We start from the raw sequence: 17,157 nt of genomic DNA, 5'->3' as shown, positions 1-17,157 counted from the left end.
AGGCGACCGGCCAATCGACGGGCCGCCTCGCAGCTGCCTACCAGCGACGCTCGAATTTCTTGCGCAGCATCACGGCTGCGGCATTGAGGAAGATCAGCACTGACAGCAGCACCAGAATGCCCGCTGCAGTACGCTCAACATAGGCCTGCTCAGGCTCGCCCGCCCAGGTGAAAATCTGGGCCGGCAGCACGGTGGCAGCCTGGGTGATGGCAGTCGGCGCATCCGGAATGAAGGCCACCATGCCGACGATGATCAACGGCGCGGTCTCACCCATCGCCTGTGCCAGACCGATGATGGAACCGGTCAGGATCCCCGGCAGTGACAGCGGCAGTACGTGGTCACGCACCACCTGCCAGCGGGAGCAGCCGACGCCGAAGGCGGCCTGACGAATGGTGTCCGGTACGCTGCGCAGCGCCGAGCGCGTGGTGATGATGATCACCGGCAAGGTCATCAGACCCAGTGTCAGACCACCGACCAGCGGGGAGGAACGCGGCATGCCGAAGAAGTTGATGAAGATCGCCAGACCCAGCAGACCGAACAGGATCGACGGCACCGCCGCCAGGTTGTTGATGTTGACCTCGATCGCCTGGGTGAAGCGGTTGTCCGGCGCGAACTCCTCCAGGTAGACCGCCGTCAGCACGCCGACAGGGAAGGCGAAGGCCAGCGTGACCAGCAACGTCAGGATCGTCCCCATCGCCGCCGACCAGATACCAGCGTACTCCGGAAGCTTGGAGTCGCCGGTGGTGAAGAAGTTGACGTTGAACTTGAGCTCGGCCGTGCCGTTCTCGACCATGCGGTCCAGCACGGCGGTCTGCCTGGGCTTCAGATGTGACTTGTGGCCCTTGAGATACTGATCGACCTGGTCATCGGCGATCACCCAGCGCTCGATCGTTTGACCCATCAGGCTGGCGTCAGCGGCCATGTCGCGCGGCAGCTGACGCAGCCAGCCGCGGCTGACCAGATCACGCACGTCTTCTTCCACCGCTGCCAGCGGGATTTCCTGCGACTGCTCGCTGTAGGTAACCGGCACGTGCAGTTCTGCCTGCTGGAAGGCCGGATAGCCGCGCATGATCATGTCGCCGATGAAGACCACCAGGAAGGTGGCAGCCAGGGCGAGTGCGCCCATGGACATGAATTTCAGGCGCTTGGTGCGGCGATGACGGCCCTTCAGCTGGGCCGAGATATCGTCGAATGATTGGCTCATGTCTAGTCTCGGCCTCAGAGGTTGTTGGCGCTGTACTTCTCACGGAAGCGGCGGATCAGAACCACCGAGACCATGTTCAGCAGCAGAGTGACAACGAACAGCACCAGACCCAGCGCGAAGGCCGACAATGTCTCGGCACTCGCGAACTCCTGGTCACCGGTCAAGGCGGCGACGATGCGCACCGTGACGGTGGTCATGTCTTCCAGCGGGTTGGCGGTCAGGTTCGGACGCATGCCCGCCGCCATCACCACGATCATGGTCTCGCCAAGCGCGCGTGACATCGCCAGCAGCGAAGCGGACACGATGCCCGGCAGCGCGGCGGGCAGGATGACGTTGCGAATGGTCTCGCCGTGGGTCATGCCCAGCGCCAGAGAGCCCTGGCGCATGGTGTCCGGCACGGAGGTGATGACGTCATCGGACAGTGAGGAGATGAACGGAATGATCATGATGCCCATGACCAGACCCGGTGCCAACGCGTTGTTGTAGGACGCCTCGATGCCCAGCGGAGAGAAGATATCGACGACCAGCGGCGCGACGGTGATGGCGGCGAAGAAGCCGTAGACCACGGTCGGGATACCGGCGAGCACTTCCAGCACCGGCTTGGCGACGGTACGCACTCTCTCGGGGGCGAACTCCGCCATGTAGACCGCGGCGAGCAGACCGATGGGAATGGCCACCAGCATCGCGATCAGGGTGATCATGAAGGTACCGGCGAACAGCGGTACGGCACCGAAGTTGGCGGTGCTCTCGACGCCTTCACCACGACCGGCGGCCATCTGGAAGCTGTTGCCCGGATCCCAGGTGGTCCCGGTGATGAAGGTCCAGAAGCTTTCCATCTGGAAGAAGCGGATGGCCTCGAAGATGATGGAGACCAGAATGCCGAACGTCGTGACGATGGAAATCATCGCCGCGCCGATCAACACATAGCGAATGAGAGTCTCGATGGCATTGCGCGCATGGAAATCAGGCTTCACCAGCGCGAGGCCGATGACCAGACCGGCGGCTGCGACGACCAGACTGGCGATCAGCAGCTGCATGCCTTCGATATCGATACCTGCGGTGGCAATCGCAACGACGGCTGCCAGACCGACCAGCAGAGCAGGCCCTGCGCTGGAAATTGCCGTGAACCAGCCGTACTGATCCGGCTGAGCGTACATTTCAGCACCGCTGGCACGTACACGCTGTGCCTTGCTGCGGCCGCTGAAGAAGGCTACCAGGCCAGCCAGCGCCACGATGCCTATGAAGAAGAGAAAGATCTGCTGAGTCTGCATCTTTCGGGTCCCGGAGTCGCGTTGTTCACAGGGGGAAGGCTTCATGCCTTGCGAAACCCTGCGACCAGTCAAGCAAACGGGCCGGCTGCCAAAGGCAACCGGCCGCGTCAGAGGGTCAGCTGCGTTGCTTACTTCTGGAGATCGGCCAGAGTCAGCTTGGTGCGCTCAGTGACCTGCTCGCGAAGCTTGGCGCGCTCTTCCTTCGGCAGCGGGATCAGACCGATGCCCTTCAGGTAGCCCAGCTCACCGATCATCTTCTCGCTCATGAACAGGTCGTTGTAGGCCTGCTGAGCCGGCACGTCATCCTTGTGCTGGTTCTTCACGTAGTAGAACAGGGAGCGGGAGACCGGATACTCGCCAGAGGAGATGGCATCGGCTTCCGGCTGCACGCCATCGATGGAAGCACCGACGACCTTGTCAGCGTTCTCTTCGAGGAAGGAGTAGCCGAAGATACCGAAGGCTTCGGTGTTCTCGACCAGCTTCTGGATGATCAGGTTGTCATTCTCGCCAGCAGCGATGTAGTGACCGTCCTGACGGATGTTGGTGTAACCCTCACCGCCGTAGCCTTCCATCTCTTCGGTGGAGACTTCCATCACCAGCTCTTCGAAGGCGTCACGGGTACCGGAAGTGGAAGGCGGCCCGTAGACGGTGATCTTGCGGTCCGGCAGGGAGGAATCGATCTCGGACCACTTGGTGTAGGGGTTGTCGACCAACTTGCCGTCGACCGGCACCTGAGCGGCGACCGCCAGGGTGATCTGCTCACGGGTCAGGTTGATGCTGCCATCGCGGACAGACTGGGCGAAGGCGATACCGTCGAAGCCGATCATGGCTTCGGTGATATCGGTCACGCCGTTCTCTTCACAGCGCTCGAATTCAGACGTCTTCATGCGACGAGAGGCGTTGGTGATGTCCGGAGTGCTGTCACCGACACCTTCACAGAACAGCTTCATGCCGCCGCCGGAACCGGTGGATTCGATGACCGGAGTCGGGAAATCGCTGGTGGCACCCAGCTCTTCAGCAACGTAGCTGGAGAACGGATAGACCGTGGAAGACCCCACGATGCGCAGCTGTTCACGGGCTTCTGCTGCACCCACTGATGCAGCGATGACAGCCGCTGCGAGACCGGACTTGAGGAACGCCTTCATGCCTGAAACTCCTTGCGATAGGAATGAGCCAGTGAGGTGGCTTCTTGTCTACAGGGAGTACCTTGCCAAGCATTCATGACAACTGTGTGACAGTCGCCGACTCACGCCTTTCTCAGTCGGACGGCGTCGCGTGGCGCGCCAGGGCACTGCGCCCTGCCAGCACCCGCAGCAGAATATTGCTGATCAGCGCCGTGCCCAGCATGCCGAGGATCATCGGCCACAGGCTGTCCATCGCCAGGCCTGCGATCAGCATGCCGATCATGGCGCCACTGGCAAACTGCATGCTGCCGATCAACGCATTGGCCGTGGCGCTGATGCGCGGAAAATACTCCAGCGCCGAGGAGATCGCATTGGGCGCCACCATGCCGTTGGCCCCGACGAACACCATCAACAGCGGCGCGAGGACGTAGAGCAGATCCAGCCCCAGTACCAGCGCCGATACCAGCAGGATGGCGGCACACAGCTGGATACCGATGCCGATGCGCAGCAGGCGCGGCGGCGACAGGCGTGACAGCAGGCGCACGTTGAGACGGTTGGCGGTGAACATGAACAGGATGTTGGCGCCGAACAGCACCGGGTACCAGGCCGCCGTCACTCCGAAATGCTGAATATAGACGTAGGGCGACGCGGTGATGAAGGCGAACATGCCACCGAAGCCCATCGCCTGCGTCAGCGCATAGCCCATCGCCGGCCCGTGGCGAAGCACGCTGGCATAGTCACGCGCGACCTGCAGGAGGCTGGCCGGCGGCTCATCCGCCTCGCGCTTGCGTCGGGTCTCGGGCAAGCGCAGCGGCAGTACCACCAGCAGGAAGGCGGCATAGGCGGCGAGGAAGGCGAAGATCAGCCACCAGCCCGCCATGCCCAGCAAAAGGCTGCCGATGGCAGGCGCGATCAAGGGCGCCAGCATCATGATCACCGCGACGGTGGACAGCACCTTGGCCGCCTCGCGGCCACTGAAGCAATCGCGCACGATCGCCGAGGAATTGACCACCGAGGCGCCGCCGCCCAGCGCCTGCAGGAAGCGCAGCGCATAGAGCCCCTCGAGGCTCTCGACCCGGGTGATGGCCAGACTCGCCAGCAGGAAGACGAAGATGCCTGACAGCAGGACCGGCTTGCGCCCGATACGGTCTGACAGCGGGCCGAAGATCAACTGCCCCAGCGAGAAGCCGAGCAGGAAGATCGACAGCGACAGCTCCGTATGGTGCACCGTGGTCGCCAGGTCTTCCGCCATGGCCGGCAATGCCGGCAGATAGGCATCGATGGCCAATGGAGCCAGGGCTGTATTGGCCGCGACCAGCAAGGCCAGCTGACGGGTTTGACGCTTGTCCACATCCCCTCCTGCAATCGTTTGTCGATGGTATGCCCAGGTGCCGAAAACGCCACGCCCTTGCCGTCAGATGACGACAGTGGGCGCGCCGCCGCACAATTGATACAGTTGACCTACACAGGTGACGAATGTCACATCACGCTGATGAAATCCCCGCGGATCATCCACTTGGGGCGATCGACCCGAGGTGTCTTCACAGCCGGCAGGCGTGGGTGCACACTCGGTGGCAGCGCTCGCTCCGGCGGCCCCTGCCCTTCACCTCTTGCCTTATTCATGAGGGCCACTCATCCCTTCGGGTGGCTCACGCTCAGTACAGGAAACTCTTGCATGGCACAGGACAAGCTCTCCCAACTCAAGGAAATGACCACCGTCGTCGCCGACACCGGTGACCTCGAGGCCATTCGTCGCTTCGCGCCCACTGATGCTACCACCAACCCGTCACTGATCCTGCAGGCCGCTCAGGACCCGTCACGTCGCGAGCGCCTGACCGAAGTCGCGCGCAAGGCCACCGACATCGATGATGCCGTCGACGCCGTGGCCGTGGATATCGGCACCGAGATCGCCGGCCTGGTACCGGGCTATGTCTCCACCGAGGTCAGTGCCCGTCTGTCCTTCGATGCCGACGAGACCATCCGTCGCGCGCATCGCATCATCGAGCGCTACGCCGCCAATGGCGTCGGTCAGGAACGCATCCTGATCAAGACCGCCTCCACCTGGGAAGGCATCCGCGCCGCCGAGAAGCTCGAGCGCGAAGGCATCCGCACCAACCTGACGCTGCTGTTCAGCTTCGCCCAGGCCCAGGCGTGTGCCGATGCCGGCGTGACGCTGATCTCGCCCTTCGTCGGCCGTATCCTCGACTGGCACAAGGCCAATCAGCCGGACGCCGACTTCAGCGGTGACAACGACCCGGGCGTGAAGTCGGTCAAGGCCATCTACGAGCACTACAAGGGACACGGCTACAAGACCATCGTGATGGGCGCCAGCTTCCGCAACACCGGCGAGATCGAAGCGCTGGCCGGCTGTGATCGCCTGACCATCTCGCCGGCACTGCTGGGTGAGCTGGCCGAGAGCACCGGCACGCTGGAACGTCGCCTGCTGGCCGGCGATGCCGAGCAGAACGTGCCGGAAGTGCTGACCGAGTCCAACTTCCGCTGGGACATGAACGAAGATGCCATGGCCACCGAGAAGATGGGCGAAGGTATCCGCAAGTTCATGGCCGATCAGCGCAAGCTTGAGACCCTGCTGGCCGAACTGCGCAGCCACTGAGCCAACAGAGCATAGCGCCGATGATGAACTCTTGTTAAGCAAGAGCTCATTGAACGGCCAAGGCAACAAAAAGCGCCTGCCGTGTTTCACGGCAGGCGCTTTCTTTATGCTTTTAGAAACGTGCTTTCAGAAACGTGCTGTCTGATTCGCGCTGCCAGATTCGTGCTTTTAGAAACGAGCTGTCAGGCTCAATGCCCCGGCGCCTTCAGTGCGGCTGGCGATGCTCCTCGCTTTCCAGCAGCTCGATCAGCGGCTGGAACTCCAGGCGATTGTGACCATTCAGGCACATCAACAGCCGGTGAGCCTCGAGAATGCGCCCGCGCAGCTCCTGTTCCTGCTGGGGCGAGGCATCGACGTCATCCTGAGACTCGTTCAGCGCTGGCGCGTTGCAGCAGGAGGCTCCGTCCAGATCGGCCTGGTCCGCCTCCGGCAGGCTGCCGGCATCCACGACACTGGCCACCTCGTCGAACCCCATCACCTTGAGCATGGTCAGCACGTCGGGATGGGCAGCCACCACCTGCGCCGGCATCACCAGCCGATCGCGGACCGCCAGCGCCAGCTTGGCCAGAAAGCCCAGTGCGGTGGAATCGACATTGGTCGCTTCGCGCAGATCGATGATCACGCTTTCCAGTCCCTCAACCGCAGCCACGCGCTGTACCTGCTGATCCAGCGTGGCACACAGCGTCAGGCGTACATCACCGGATAGCTTGAGCACGAACAGGCCGTCTTCGAACACGGCCTGGATACGTCCTTCATCCATCATGGAATCCTGTCAGCGTCATCAAGGTAAGGTCATCCGGCAGCTCGCCATCCAGCGCCAGTCCACGACGCAATCCTTGCACATCCTCACTGCTCAGAATCCGTTGATGCAGTGCTCGAGTCCTGTCCTCCAGCGCCTCGCCCGGCAGGCATTCCAGCACACCATCACTGGCCAGCCACAGGCGGAAGCGCTCAGGAAGCGCCACACGATACGCTGGATAGCGGGTGTCTGGGAAGAGCCCCACCGGCCGACCGCTGCCCTCCAGCTCACGCAGCTCGCCGTCGGGCGTGACCAGTACCGGCATCGGCAGCTGGGCGCCCAGGGTGTAATGCAGCGTGCGCGTATCACGGTCCATCACACCACACATCACCGTGGCATGCTTGCCGATACCACTGTCGATCAGTTCACGGTTGAGCAGTGCCAGCCACTCGGGGCCGAAGGTTTCCGGCGTATGTTCCTCCCAGTGGCGGATCGCGCGTGCGAACAACAGCTTGAGCAGCACGGTCACGAAGGCCGACGAGGCGCCATGACCGGAGACATCCGCAAAGTAGAACAGGCTGAAGCGTTCGTCGATCGCCTGATACTCGAGGAAGTCACCCGACAGATACAGCGACGGCGACAGGCAGTACTCATAACTGACGCCATTGATGTGCTGTCCGCTCTGGGGCAGCAGACGCTGCTGGATCTGGCCACCGGCCTGCTGGTCCTGACGCAGCAGCGCCAGATGCGTCTCCAGATGCTCGTTGAGCTCCTCGAGGCGCGCGCGTGCCTTGGCGTGCTCATGGGCCAGCTGGTGATGCTCCGCCGCCCGTTTGAGCAGACTGCGCAGTACCGAGCCATGCTCGCGCGGCGCGATGAGGTAATCGACCAGCCCGGCCTCCACCGCCGGCAACAGGCATTCATCCCCACGACTCTCGGCCACCACCACCGTCGGCAGGCGCTCGGCCAGACGCGACCACTCATGACTGGAAACGGCCTCGACATGCGCGACCACCACCGCCACTCCGCTGGGCAGTGTCGCGATGCCACCACAGGCCGCCACCGCACAGCGTTCATCCGTCAACAGCTTCGCCAGCGCATCACGCCGCGAGCCGGGAAGATCAATCAGACCGATCAACAGACGCTTGCCTTGCTCATCCGCCATGCCAACCCCTCATTCCCGTCCTTGCTGCCATCCACTCGCAGTCTTGATGCTGCTTGCCCTCGCGACCGGCACCACTGACCATTCACGGTACCGGCCGCCTGCTGCGGGTGACGCATTACTGGCTGTCGTCTTCCGGTGCGAAGGCACCATCGAGATCGGCATCATCGAAGCTGTCGCTGGCGAAGGGATCATCGCCCAGCTTGCCATCGTTGATCTCGAAGTTGCGGCGCTGCAGGTAGGCATCACGAATGAAGCTGTAGCGATCCCCCTGGATCAGCTTCTCCTGCTCGAGCAGACCGGCACGGGTGTCGACCAGATCCAGCGCCTTCAGGCCGTAACGTACCTTGTCATTCTCGATGTAATTGACCGGATCATTGAAGTAGTCGACCGGCATGCCCGCGGTGTCACGCACGGTGCTCGGGCCGAACAGCGGCAGCACGAGGTACGGCCCCTGACCGACTCCCCACACGGCGAGCGTCTGACCGAAGTCCTCTTCGTCGACCGTCCAGCCCAGTTCGCTGGCCGGATCGAACAGGCCGCCGATGCCGACGGTGGAGTTGAGCAACAGACGGCCGGTGGAGACTCCGGCATTGGCCCACTTCCACTGCAGCACCGAGTTGAACATGGTGCGGACCTCTCCCAGGTTCGAGAAGAAGTTGCCCACGCCATCCTGCACAAGCTCCGGCGTCACATAGTCATAGCCCTGCGCGACCGGCTTGAGGGCATAGCGGTCCAGGGTGTCATTGAAGGTATAGACGTTACGGTTGAAGCCCTCCCAGGGGTCCTGAGGATTCGGCTCGCTGTCTCCGGTGCTGGCGCAACCCGCCAGCAGGGACATGGCCAGCAGTGCCGGCAGGGAAGTCTTGATCGTGTGCATCTCGTCACCTGTAAGTCTATTGGATTCCTGCAGCGGTCCTTACCACATCCCTGGCTGTCAGGTCCGGCCTTCTTTATACGTTCCGCGCCCGCCAAGAGCCAGCACAGGCCACGTGGATTCGCGCAATGTCCTGCTTCAACCGCAGCGTTTCAGCAGCACGCTGCCGGCACTGTAGCCTGCCCCGAAAGAACACAATACCCCAAGGCTCCCCGGCGCCAGATCCGCATGATGGAGGTGGAAGGCGATCACCGAGCCCGCGGAGCTGGTATTGGCGTAGCGATCGAGAATGATCGGCGCTTCCTCGCTCGACGGGTCACGCCCCAGCACACGCCGCGCGATCATGTCGTTCATGTGGCGGTTGGCCTGGTGCAGCCACATGCGATCAAGATCACCGCCGTCTGCCTCGATCTCGCCCAGATGGGTGGTGATCAGCTCGGCCACCATCGGGCAGACCTCGCGGAAGACGCGCCGACCTTCCTGGATGAACAACTTGTCATCGGCCTTTACACGATGGCTTGCGCTGTCGAGTGTCATCGCGGATGCCACGTCGTCCTCAAGCACCGCCGTGCGATTGAGGAAGCCGAAATTGTTGCGTATCGCGTTGGAGAAGCGCGTCACCAGACGCGTGCCGAGCACCTCGAAGCCATCGGTGCGCGTGGCGACATCCGCGGCTTCCAGCACCACGGCCGTGCAAGCATCCCCGAAGATGAAATGGCTGTCTCGGTCGCGGAAGTTGAGATGCGCACTGCAGATCTCCGGATTGACCATCAGCACACGCTTGGCACTGCCGCTGCGAATCGCGTTGGCGGCGGTCTCGATGCCGAAGGTGGCGGAGCTGCACGCCACGTTCATGTCGAAGGCATAGCCACCGGCCTCAAGCGCGGCCTGCAGTTCCACCGCCACCGCCGGATAGGGGCGCTCGAGGTTGGAACAGGCCACGATGACCAGATCCAGGTCCGCGGCATTGACGCCCGCCGCTGCCAGTGCTTCACGCGCGGCCGCCACGCCCATCTCGCACTGCACCGAGGGCTGGTCATTGGCGCGCGCCGGCAGGCGTGGGCGCATGCGCTCCGGGTCGAGAATGCCCTCGGCATCCAGCACGTAGCGGCTGTGGATACCCGAGGCCTTGACGATGAATTCGCCGCTGGACTCGGTACGCGCCTCACGCTCACCACGCGCGATGGCGTCGGCATTGGCGGCATTGTCCGCCGCCACCCAGGCATTGAAGGACGCCACCAGTGCCTCGTTGCTGATGGCATTGGGCGGCGTGTAGAGCCCGCTGCCGGTGATCAGTACCCGATGATTGCCGCTGGCGCTCATGGACTGACCGGCGTTGGCGTGTTGCGTATCGGCAGCGTGAACATTGTCATTGTTTGGCATGCATCCACTCCTGACAGTGCTATCCCGCGGGATATCACCAGAATTGAGCGGGGCACGATCCGGTACCGCGTCGTCATGCCCCATGTTCAGTGTACGCTGTCTCGGCGATTCCAGACGCCCGAGTCAGCATTTGTCGAGCGACCACAGTGAATGCTTAAACAGCATTTCCTGTATGCAGCTTGGGCCATCCCGCCTCGGCACGCCTCCACGTACCGGTCACGCAAGACTCTGATGCCACACACAACGTCCTGGCGCTGCCCCAGCCAAGGCCGAGCCTCAGCCAAGGCAGAACTTCAGCCAAGACAAAGCTCAGCCAAGACAAAGCCCAGTCCCAGGACATCAGCGGCGCGCCATCAGCTCCTGCCAGCGCTTCTCGAGGCGCTTGGCGGAGACAGTCTCCAGGGTGCCGAGCTGCTGGGCAAACAGCGAGACGCGCAGTTCCTGCAGCCACCAGCCGAACTCTTCCAGCTCCGCATCCGGCAGCCCCTGCTCGCGCGCCTTGCTCAGGCGGGCATCAAGGCGGGATTCGAAGCCCTTGACCTCTTCCATGTCACGCTGGTCGCGCATGCGCTCACGCGGTGCCTTGTCGAGACGGATCAGCATCGCCTCCACATAACGCGGCAGCTGATGCAGCCATTCACCGGAGGCCTGGATGAAGCCCGGCGTGATCAGGCGCGCCTGCTGGGCCTTGAGATCAGCCACCACCAACGCCATCGAGAAGTCGATCTTGCCCTTGAGACGCTTGGAAAGCTCCAGATGCTGCTTGAGCGCGGCTTCCAATGGCTTGAGCAGCGCCTCGGCGTGCGGCACCAGCTCGGCCCGCTTGTCATCGAGACGCGCCTGCAGCTCGCTGCGCGAACGCGGCAGCGGCTCGACGGCCATCACCTGCTCGAAGACGCCGTAGATGAAGTCATCCGCCAGCTGGCGACGCGTGCCGACCTTGGCGAACAGCAACGCACAGCGCTCCAGCGCCTTGAGATCACGGTCCAGATAGCGCACCTGGTCCGGCAGGCGTGCCATCGCCAGACGCGTGATGCCATCACGGTGCGCGGCGGCGGCCTTGGCCGGATGATCGAACAGCTCCACGCTCAGATTCTGCTCGACCTGAGCCGTCGCGCTGGCAGGCGCATGGCTGGACGGCGCGCTGTTCTTGCCGGTCTTGCGCGCCAGCTTGCGCTGCTTGGCACTCATGCCGCCGTCGGCAGGCGCCGCCGCCTTCACCACCAGCGCCGGATAAGCCTCGACGCGGATGCCTGCCTGGGTGGTGCTGTGCGAGGTGGCGATCGGCGTCTCCGGCAGATCTTCCAGCACTTCGCTGTCGGCTTCACGGCTGCGGTTGGCCATCGCCCGCGCGGCGGCCGCGGCCGAGTCCTTGAAGCGAGCTTCCAGCGCTTCGAGATCACGCCCTTCGCCCAGCACCTTGCCGTCCTGATCGACGATACGCAGGTTCATCTTCAGGTGCGGTTCCAGCGTTTCGGGCGCCCAGGCATCCTGCGGCAGGCGCAGGCCAGTCTTGACGCGCATGAACTCGGCCAGCGCATCGGTCAGCGGCACGTCGTCCGGGGTCAGCGCCTCAAGTGCGGCATCGACCCAGTTGGGAATCGGCACTACCTGCTTGCGGTACTGCTTGGGCAGCGATTTCATCAGCGCGATGGCCTTGTCACGCAGAAGCCCCGGCACCAGCCATTCGATGCGATAGCGTGGCAGCTGCGAGAGCATCGCCGCCGGCACGATCATCGTCACGCCGTCATCCACCGCACCGGGCGCGAAGTGATAGCTCAGCGGGTAGGCGACGCTGTTGTGGTGCAGCTGCTCGGGGTAGCGCGCGACGGTGACTTCCTCGGCGTCGCGCGCCATCAGGTCGTCGAGATTCAGATGCAGGACATCGGGATTGTTGCGCTCGGCCTCCTTGCGCCACCTGTCGAAGCTGCGCCCGTTGTAGATGCCTTCCGGAATCCGCTCGGCATAGAAGGCGAACAGCGTCTCTTCGTCGACGAGGATGTCTCGCTTGCGCGCGCGGTCCTCAAGCTCACCAACCTCATCCATCAGGCCGCGATTGTGGGCGAAGAACGGCGCACGGGTCTGGAATTCGCCCTCGACCAGCGCACGGCGAATGAACAGCTCGCGGGACTCCTGTGGCGCCAGCGGGCCGTAATGCACCTTGCGCGCGGTGACGATGGGCAGCCCGAACAGGGTCACCTGCTCACTGGCGACCACCTGGGCGCGCTTCATCTCCCAGTGCGGCTCGCTGTAGCTGCGCTTGACCAGATGCTCGGCCAGCGGCTCGACCCACTCGGGCTTGATCGCCGCGACCTGACGCGCGTAGAGCTTGGTGGTCTCGACCATCTCGGCCGCCATCACCCACTTGGGCGACTTCTTGGCCACACCGGAACCCGGGTGGACGAAGAAGCGTCGGTTGCGCGCGCCGAGATACTCGCGATTTTCCTGCTTGAGGCCGAGATTGGAGAGCAGCCCGGTCAGCAGCGCGCGATGCAGTGATTCGTGATCGATGGCCACCGACGGGCGGCGGCCCTGCCCCGGCGAGGCCAGTACCCGCGCGGTGACCTCGGCCTGCGCCTCGGCGTCGCGCTCTTGCTGGGCGCTGGTCATCTCCAGCCCCAGGTCACGCGTCAGCTGCTTGAGCTGACGGAAGGTGTCATGCCACTCGCGCAGGCGCAGATAGTTGAGGAAACGCGCCTTGCACCAGCGGCGCAGCGGGTTGGCCCCCAAGGCATCACGCGCCAGTTCGAAGCCTTCCCACAGATTCAGCCAGCTGACGAAGTCGGAGTTGTCGTCATCCCACTCGTGGTGGATCTGATCGGCCTGCTGGCGCTTGTCGGCGGGGCGCTCGCGCGGGTCCTGGATCGACAGCGCGCTGACGATGATCAGCACTTCGCGCAGGCAACCGCGCGAGGCGCCCTCAAGCACCATGCGCGCCAGACGCGGGTCGATGGGCAGACGCGCCAAGGTGCGGCCATCACGGCTCAGACGGTTGTGTTCATCCACCGCGCCCAGTTCGCGCAGCAGGCGGAAGCCATCGGTGACGAAGCGCGAATCCGGCGCATCGACGAAGGGGAACTTCTCGATGTCACCCAGCTTGAGCGACAGCATCGACAGAATCACCGAGGCCAGGTTGGTGCGCTGGATTTCCGGCTCGGTGTATTCCGGGCGCGCGAGGAAGTCCTCCTCGCTGTAAAGGCGGATGCACAGGCCTTCGGCGATACGCCCGCAGCGGCCCTTGCGCTGGTTGGCGCTGGCCTGGCTGATCGGTTCCACCGGCAGACGCTGGATCTTGGAGCGATAGCTGTAGCGGCTGATGCGCACCAGGCCCGGGTCGATCACATAGCGGATGCCCGGCACGGTCAGCGAGGTCTCGGCGACATTGGTGGCCAGCACGATGCGGCGGCCACGATGCGGCTGGAAGACGCGGTTCTGCTCTTCGTTGGAGAGGCGCGCGTACAGTGGCAGCACCTCGGTATCACGCAGCTGGGCGCGACGCAGGGTGTCCGCGGTGGCGCGGATCTCGCGCTCGCCGGGCAGGAAGATCAGCACGTCACGCGGGCCCCGCATCCAGCCCTTCTCGCGCTCGATCAACGACAGCTCTTCCACCGCGCGCAGGATACCTTCCTGCAGGCTGAGGTCTTCCTCATCCTCGGCGTCGCGCACCAGTGGCAGGTACCGGGTCTCGACCGGGAAATTGCGCCCGCTGACCGAGACGATGGGCGCCGGCGTGCCATCCTGGGCCGCGAAGTGCTGACTGAAGCGCTCCACGTCGATGGTCGCCGAGGTGATGATGATCTTGAGGTCCGGGCGGCGCGCAGTGAGACGCTTGAGATAACCGAGCAGGAAGTCGATGTTCAGACTGCGCTCGTGGGCCTCATCGATGATGATCGCCTCGTAGCGGCTCAGGTCCGGATCATGCTGGGTTTCCGCCAGGAGGATACCGTCGGTCATCAGCTTGACCAGCGTCGACGGGCCGGTGGTGTCGTTGAAGCGCACCTGATAGCCGACCGTCTCGCCGAGCGTCGTCTCGAGCTCCTCGGCCAGACGCGCCGCCACCGAGCGCGCCGCCAGACGACGTGGCTGGGTGTGGCCGATCAGGCCATTGCGCCCCAGCCCCATCTCCAGACAGAGCTTGGGCAGCTGGGTGGTCTTGCCCGAGCCGGTCTCACCGGCAACGACCACCACCTGATGCTCGGCAAGCGCGGCGAGGATGTCTTCGCGACGCTCCACCACCGGCAGCTCCGGCGGATAGTTGAGCGCGGCGGGGGTCTGCCAGCGGGCCAGTGCCGTCTCGCGCGCGGCGCGCTGGGCGATGCTCGCCTCAAGGCGGCTCTCGATGTCGTTGATGGCACGATCGACCGGCTTGCCTTCCTTGAGACGCCGCCGCAGGCCAGCCAGGCGCTTGCCCAGCTCGCGCTGATCACGGCTCAGGGCGCGTTCAAGGCGAGCCGCGAGGGCTTCAAGACGCGCATGTTCGGACGGTGCGGTAGCGGTGTCGCTCAAGGACTGCCTCTTCTCAACCAGCGACCACACGCCACGCGCGCAGCCGGAAACTCTCGGGAATTCAGCCTCACGCTCGCCTGCACGAGGCAGCAAGCCATGACACCTGAATGACAAAACGGCCCGTCAACAAGTGACGGGCCGTCCATTGTAGCCCTGCGCGTAGCCGCGCCCAACCTTGGCGGCGCTTGTCCCCTGCCCCGCCGCCGATTCAGCGCTGTCCTCAGTACTGTCCTCAGTGCTCGCGTAGCGGCGTATTGCCACCGCTCTCTTCGCTGTCGCGCAGCTCACGACGCAGCACCTTGCCGACGTTGGTCTTGGGCAGTTCATCGCGGAATTCGACGAAGCGCGGCACCTTGTAGCCGGTCAGCTGCTCCTTGCACCAGCTGCGCAGGCTGTCGCGATCCAGATCCGGGTTGCTGGAGACCACGAACAGCTTGATCGCCTCTCCGCTCTGCTCGTCCGGCACGCCCACTGCCGCCGCCTCGACGATATCCGGATGGCCGCTGACCACGTCCTCGATCTCGTTGGGGAACACATTGAAGCCGGAGACGATGATCATGTCCTTCTTGCGATCGACGATGCGCACGAAGCCATCCTGTTGGATGACCGCGATATCGCCGGTGCGGATGAAGCCCTCTTCATCCATCGCCTCACGCGTGGCATCGTCACGCTGCCAGTAGCCCTTCATCACCTGGGGGCCGCGCACGCACAGCTCGCCCGGCGCATCACGCCCCAGCGTCACACCATCGGCGTCCACCACCTTGAGCTCGGTACCCGGCACCGGCTTGCCGATGGTGCCCAGCTGCAGCTCACGCGGCGGATTGAAGCTGACGATGGGCGAGGTCTCGGTCATGCCGTAGCCCTCGGCGATCGGGCAGCCGGTGACGGCTTCCCAGCGCTCGGCCGCGCTGCGCGTCAGCGCCATGCCGCCGGAGATGGTCAGCTTGAGACTCGAGAAGTCCAGCGCCTTGAAGTCATCACGCTGGCATAGCGCCGAGAACAGCGTGTTGAGGCCGACGAAGGCAGTGAACGGTGTCCTGCCCAGTGTCTTGATGAAGCCATCGATATCGCGCGGATTGGTGATCAGCACGCTGTGATTGCCGCTCTCCATGCTGTAGAGGCAATTCACCGTGAAGGTATAGATGTGATAGACCGGCAGCGGCGCGATCAGCACCTCCTGGCCTTCATTGAGCACGTCACTGATCACGCCGCGCGCCTGCAGCATGTTGGCGACCAGATTGCGGTGGGTCAGCATGGTGCCCTTGGCAACCCCGGTGGTGCCGCCGGTGTACTGCAGCGCGGCGATGTCCTCGGGCTTTCGCGTGACACGCGTGTGCGAGAGCCCCGCGCCGCGCTTGAGCACCTCACGCAGGCCGTGTGCCTCGGGCAGGTGGTACTTCGGCACCATCTTCTTGACGTAGCGCACCGCCAGGTTGATCAGCGGACGCTTGGGAAAGTCATGCAGGTCACCTATCTCGGTGATGATGACCTCCTCGATGTCGGTACGCTTGAGCACCTTCTCGAGCTTGTCCGCCATGTTGGCCAGAATCACGATGGCACGTGCACCGGAATCATGGAACTGATGCTGCATCTCGCGCTCGGTGTAGAGCGGGTTGGTGTTGACCACCACCAGACCGGCGCGCAGCGCGCCGAATACCGCCACCGGGAACTGCAGCAGGTTCGGCAGCTGGATGGCAATGCGATCACCGGGCTCAAGGCCGGTCTCGTGTTCCAGCCAGGCGGCGAAATTGCGCGACAGGCGGTCCACATCGGCGTAGCTGAGCGTCTTGTCCATGCAGCTGAAGGCCGGACGGCTGGCATAGTTGGCGCAGCTGGCCTCGAAGACCTCGAGAATCGAGGGGTAATCCTCGAGACCGGACAACGGCTCACCGCTGAGAATCAGGTTGGCGTCCCCGGTCACGGGGCCAGCGGGATCAGACGCCTTGTCGGCTTCCGGGTCTGCCGAGGCGTTGGCAGGATTGGCATCATGCATGGCTTGGGCTCCATGACTGCATTCGTCTGCTGGATCGTGGCCGGGCGCGGCGTCTTTCACTGGCAGCCACAGGCGAGAATTCAGCACTTGTTGTTATCAGGGCGTCACGCCCACATGTGAACAATGACATGAATGACGGCGTGATGGGAAAAGGTCGGCGCGACAACGCGCGCGCAGGTGCCGGCAACGCACCGGCGACACCCCGGCAGGAACCTTCAGGGCCGCCGAGCTTCACCTTAACCAGTCACGCCAATGATGTAAAACGACCGATTGAAACCATCGTT

The 17,157-nt window shown here is 63.7% G+C and carries 12 protein-coding genes; 1 reads left to right on the top strand and 11 read right to left on the bottom strand.

Translation table 11 applies throughout. The features are described from left to right. Positions 1-37 precede the first annotated feature (37 nt). From pstA to NH396_RS09475, 5 genes are all read right to left on the bottom strand, one after another. Positions 38-1,204: a phosphate ABC transporter permease PstA gene (gene pstA, locus NH396_RS09495; protein ID WP_176676204.1), complete on the bottom strand. Its 1,167-nt coding sequence runs from the start codon at positions 1,202-1,204 to the stop codon at positions 38-40. A 14-nt stretch (positions 1,205-1,218) separates the two neighbouring features. Continuing rightward, positions 1,219-2,475: a phosphate ABC transporter permease subunit PstC gene (gene pstC / locus NH396_RS09490; protein WP_176676203.1), complete on the bottom strand. Its 1,257-nt coding sequence runs from the start codon at positions 2,473-2,475 to the stop codon at positions 1,219-1,221. 128 nt (positions 2,476-2,603) lie between these two features. Then, positions 2,604-3,620: a substrate-binding domain-containing protein gene (locus NH396_RS09485; protein ID WP_176676202.1), complete on the bottom strand. Its 1,017-nt coding sequence runs from the start codon at positions 3,618-3,620 to the stop codon at positions 2,604-2,606. Positions 3,621-3,732: 112 nt separating this feature from the next. After that, positions 3,733-4,950 (bottom strand): Bcr/CflA family multidrug efflux MFS transporter, encoded by a 1,218-nt coding sequence (locus NH396_RS09480; RefSeq protein ID WP_176676201.1) that lies wholly within the window; start codon positions 4,948-4,950, stop codon positions 3,733-3,735. 128 nt (positions 4,951-5,078) lie between these two features. Next, entirely contained in the window at positions 5,079-5,222 is a 144-nt protein-coding gene (locus NH396_RS09475) for a hypothetical protein (RefSeq protein WP_176676200.1), read from the bottom strand. A 52-nt stretch (positions 5,223-5,274) separates the two neighbouring features. On the opposite strand from NH396_RS09475, the gene tal reads away from it, so the two are divergent. Next, on the top strand, positions 5,275-6,213 hold the full coding sequence (gene tal, locus NH396_RS09470; RefSeq protein WP_175090482.1) for a transaldolase: 939 nt from the start codon (positions 5,275-5,277) through the stop codon (positions 6,211-6,213). A gap of 205 nt (positions 6,214-6,418) precedes the next feature. Here tal and NH396_RS09465 read toward each other — a convergent pair whose 3' ends face one another. The 6 genes from NH396_RS09465 to NH396_RS09440 form a co-directional block, all read right to left on the bottom strand. Continuing rightward, entirely contained in the window at positions 6,419-6,973 is a 555-nt protein-coding gene (locus NH396_RS09465; protein ID WP_176676198.1) for an STAS domain-containing protein, read from the bottom strand. After that, a complete protein-coding gene (locus NH396_RS09460; RefSeq protein WP_176676197.1) occupies positions 6,966-8,117 on the bottom strand; it encodes a PP2C family protein-serine/threonine phosphatase in 1,152 nt (383 codons plus the stop codon). Before NH396_RS09460 ends, NH396_RS09465 begins: the two co-directional genes overlap by 8 nt. Positions 8,118-8,232: 115 nt before the next feature. Further along, positions 8,233-8,994 (bottom strand): VacJ family lipoprotein, encoded by a 762-nt coding sequence (locus NH396_RS09455; RefSeq protein WP_176676196.1) that lies wholly within the window; start codon positions 8,992-8,994, stop codon positions 8,233-8,235. A 135-nt stretch (positions 8,995-9,129) separates the two neighbouring features. Further along, positions 9,130-10,314 (bottom strand): beta-ketoacyl-ACP synthase III, encoded by a 1,185-nt coding sequence (locus NH396_RS09450; RefSeq protein ID WP_176678255.1) that lies wholly within the window; start codon positions 10,312-10,314, stop codon positions 9,130-9,132. Positions 10,315-10,713: 399 nt separating this feature from the next. Then, on the bottom strand, positions 10,714-14,880 hold the full coding sequence (gene hrpA / locus NH396_RS09445; protein WP_176676195.1) for an ATP-dependent RNA helicase HrpA: 4,167 nt from the start codon (positions 14,878-14,880) through the stop codon (positions 10,714-10,716). Between the two features lie 232 nt (positions 14,881-15,112). After that, positions 15,113-16,801: an AMP-binding protein gene (locus NH396_RS09440; RefSeq protein ID WP_253063201.1), complete on the bottom strand. Its 1,689-nt coding sequence runs from the start codon at positions 16,799-16,801 to the stop codon at positions 15,113-15,115. Positions 16,802-17,157: the final 356 nt, after the last annotated feature.

This window comes from Cobetia sp. Dlab-2-AX (assembly GCF_024124625.1).
Lineage (GTDB): Bacteria > Pseudomonadota > Gammaproteobacteria > Pseudomonadales > Halomonadaceae > Cobetia.
The sequence above is the reverse complement of the archived record's forward strand: the minus strand, read 5'-3'. Positions and strand labels throughout refer to the sequence as shown.

Bases quoted from the DNA above. Each gene is read 5' to 3' on its own strand.
- pstA (WP_176676204.1), bottom strand. From the start codon at position 1,204: ATGAGCCAATCATTCGACGATATCTCGGCCCAGCTGAAGGGCCGTCAT.
- pstC (WP_176676203.1), bottom strand. From the start codon at position 2,475: ATGCAGACTCAGCAGATCTTTCTCTTCTTCATAGGCATCGTGGCGCTG.
- NH396_RS09485 (WP_176676202.1), bottom strand. From the start codon at position 3,620: ATGAAGGCGTTCCTCAAGTCCGGTCTCGCAGCGGCTGTCATCGCTGCA.
- NH396_RS09475 (WP_176676200.1), bottom strand. From the start codon at position 5,222: ATGAATAAGGCAAGAGGTGAAGGGCAGGGGCCGCCGGAGCGAGCGCTG.
- tal (WP_175090482.1), top strand. From the start codon at position 5,275: ATGGCACAGGACAAGCTCTCCCAACTCAAGGAAATGACCACCGTCGTC.
- NH396_RS09465 (WP_176676198.1), bottom strand. From the start codon at position 6,973: ATGGATGAAGGACGTATCCAGGCCGTGTTCGAAGACGGCCTGTTCGTG.
- NH396_RS09460 (WP_176676197.1), bottom strand. From the start codon at position 8,117: ATGGCGGATGAGCAAGGCAAGCGTCTGTTGATCGGTCTGATTGATCTT.
- NH396_RS09455 (WP_176676196.1), bottom strand. From the start codon at position 8,994: ATGCACACGATCAAGACTTCCCTGCCGGCACTGCTGGCCATGTCCCTG.
- NH396_RS09450 (WP_176678255.1), bottom strand. From the start codon at position 10,314: ATGAGCGCCAGCGGCAATCATCGGGTACTGATCACCGGCAGCGGGCTC.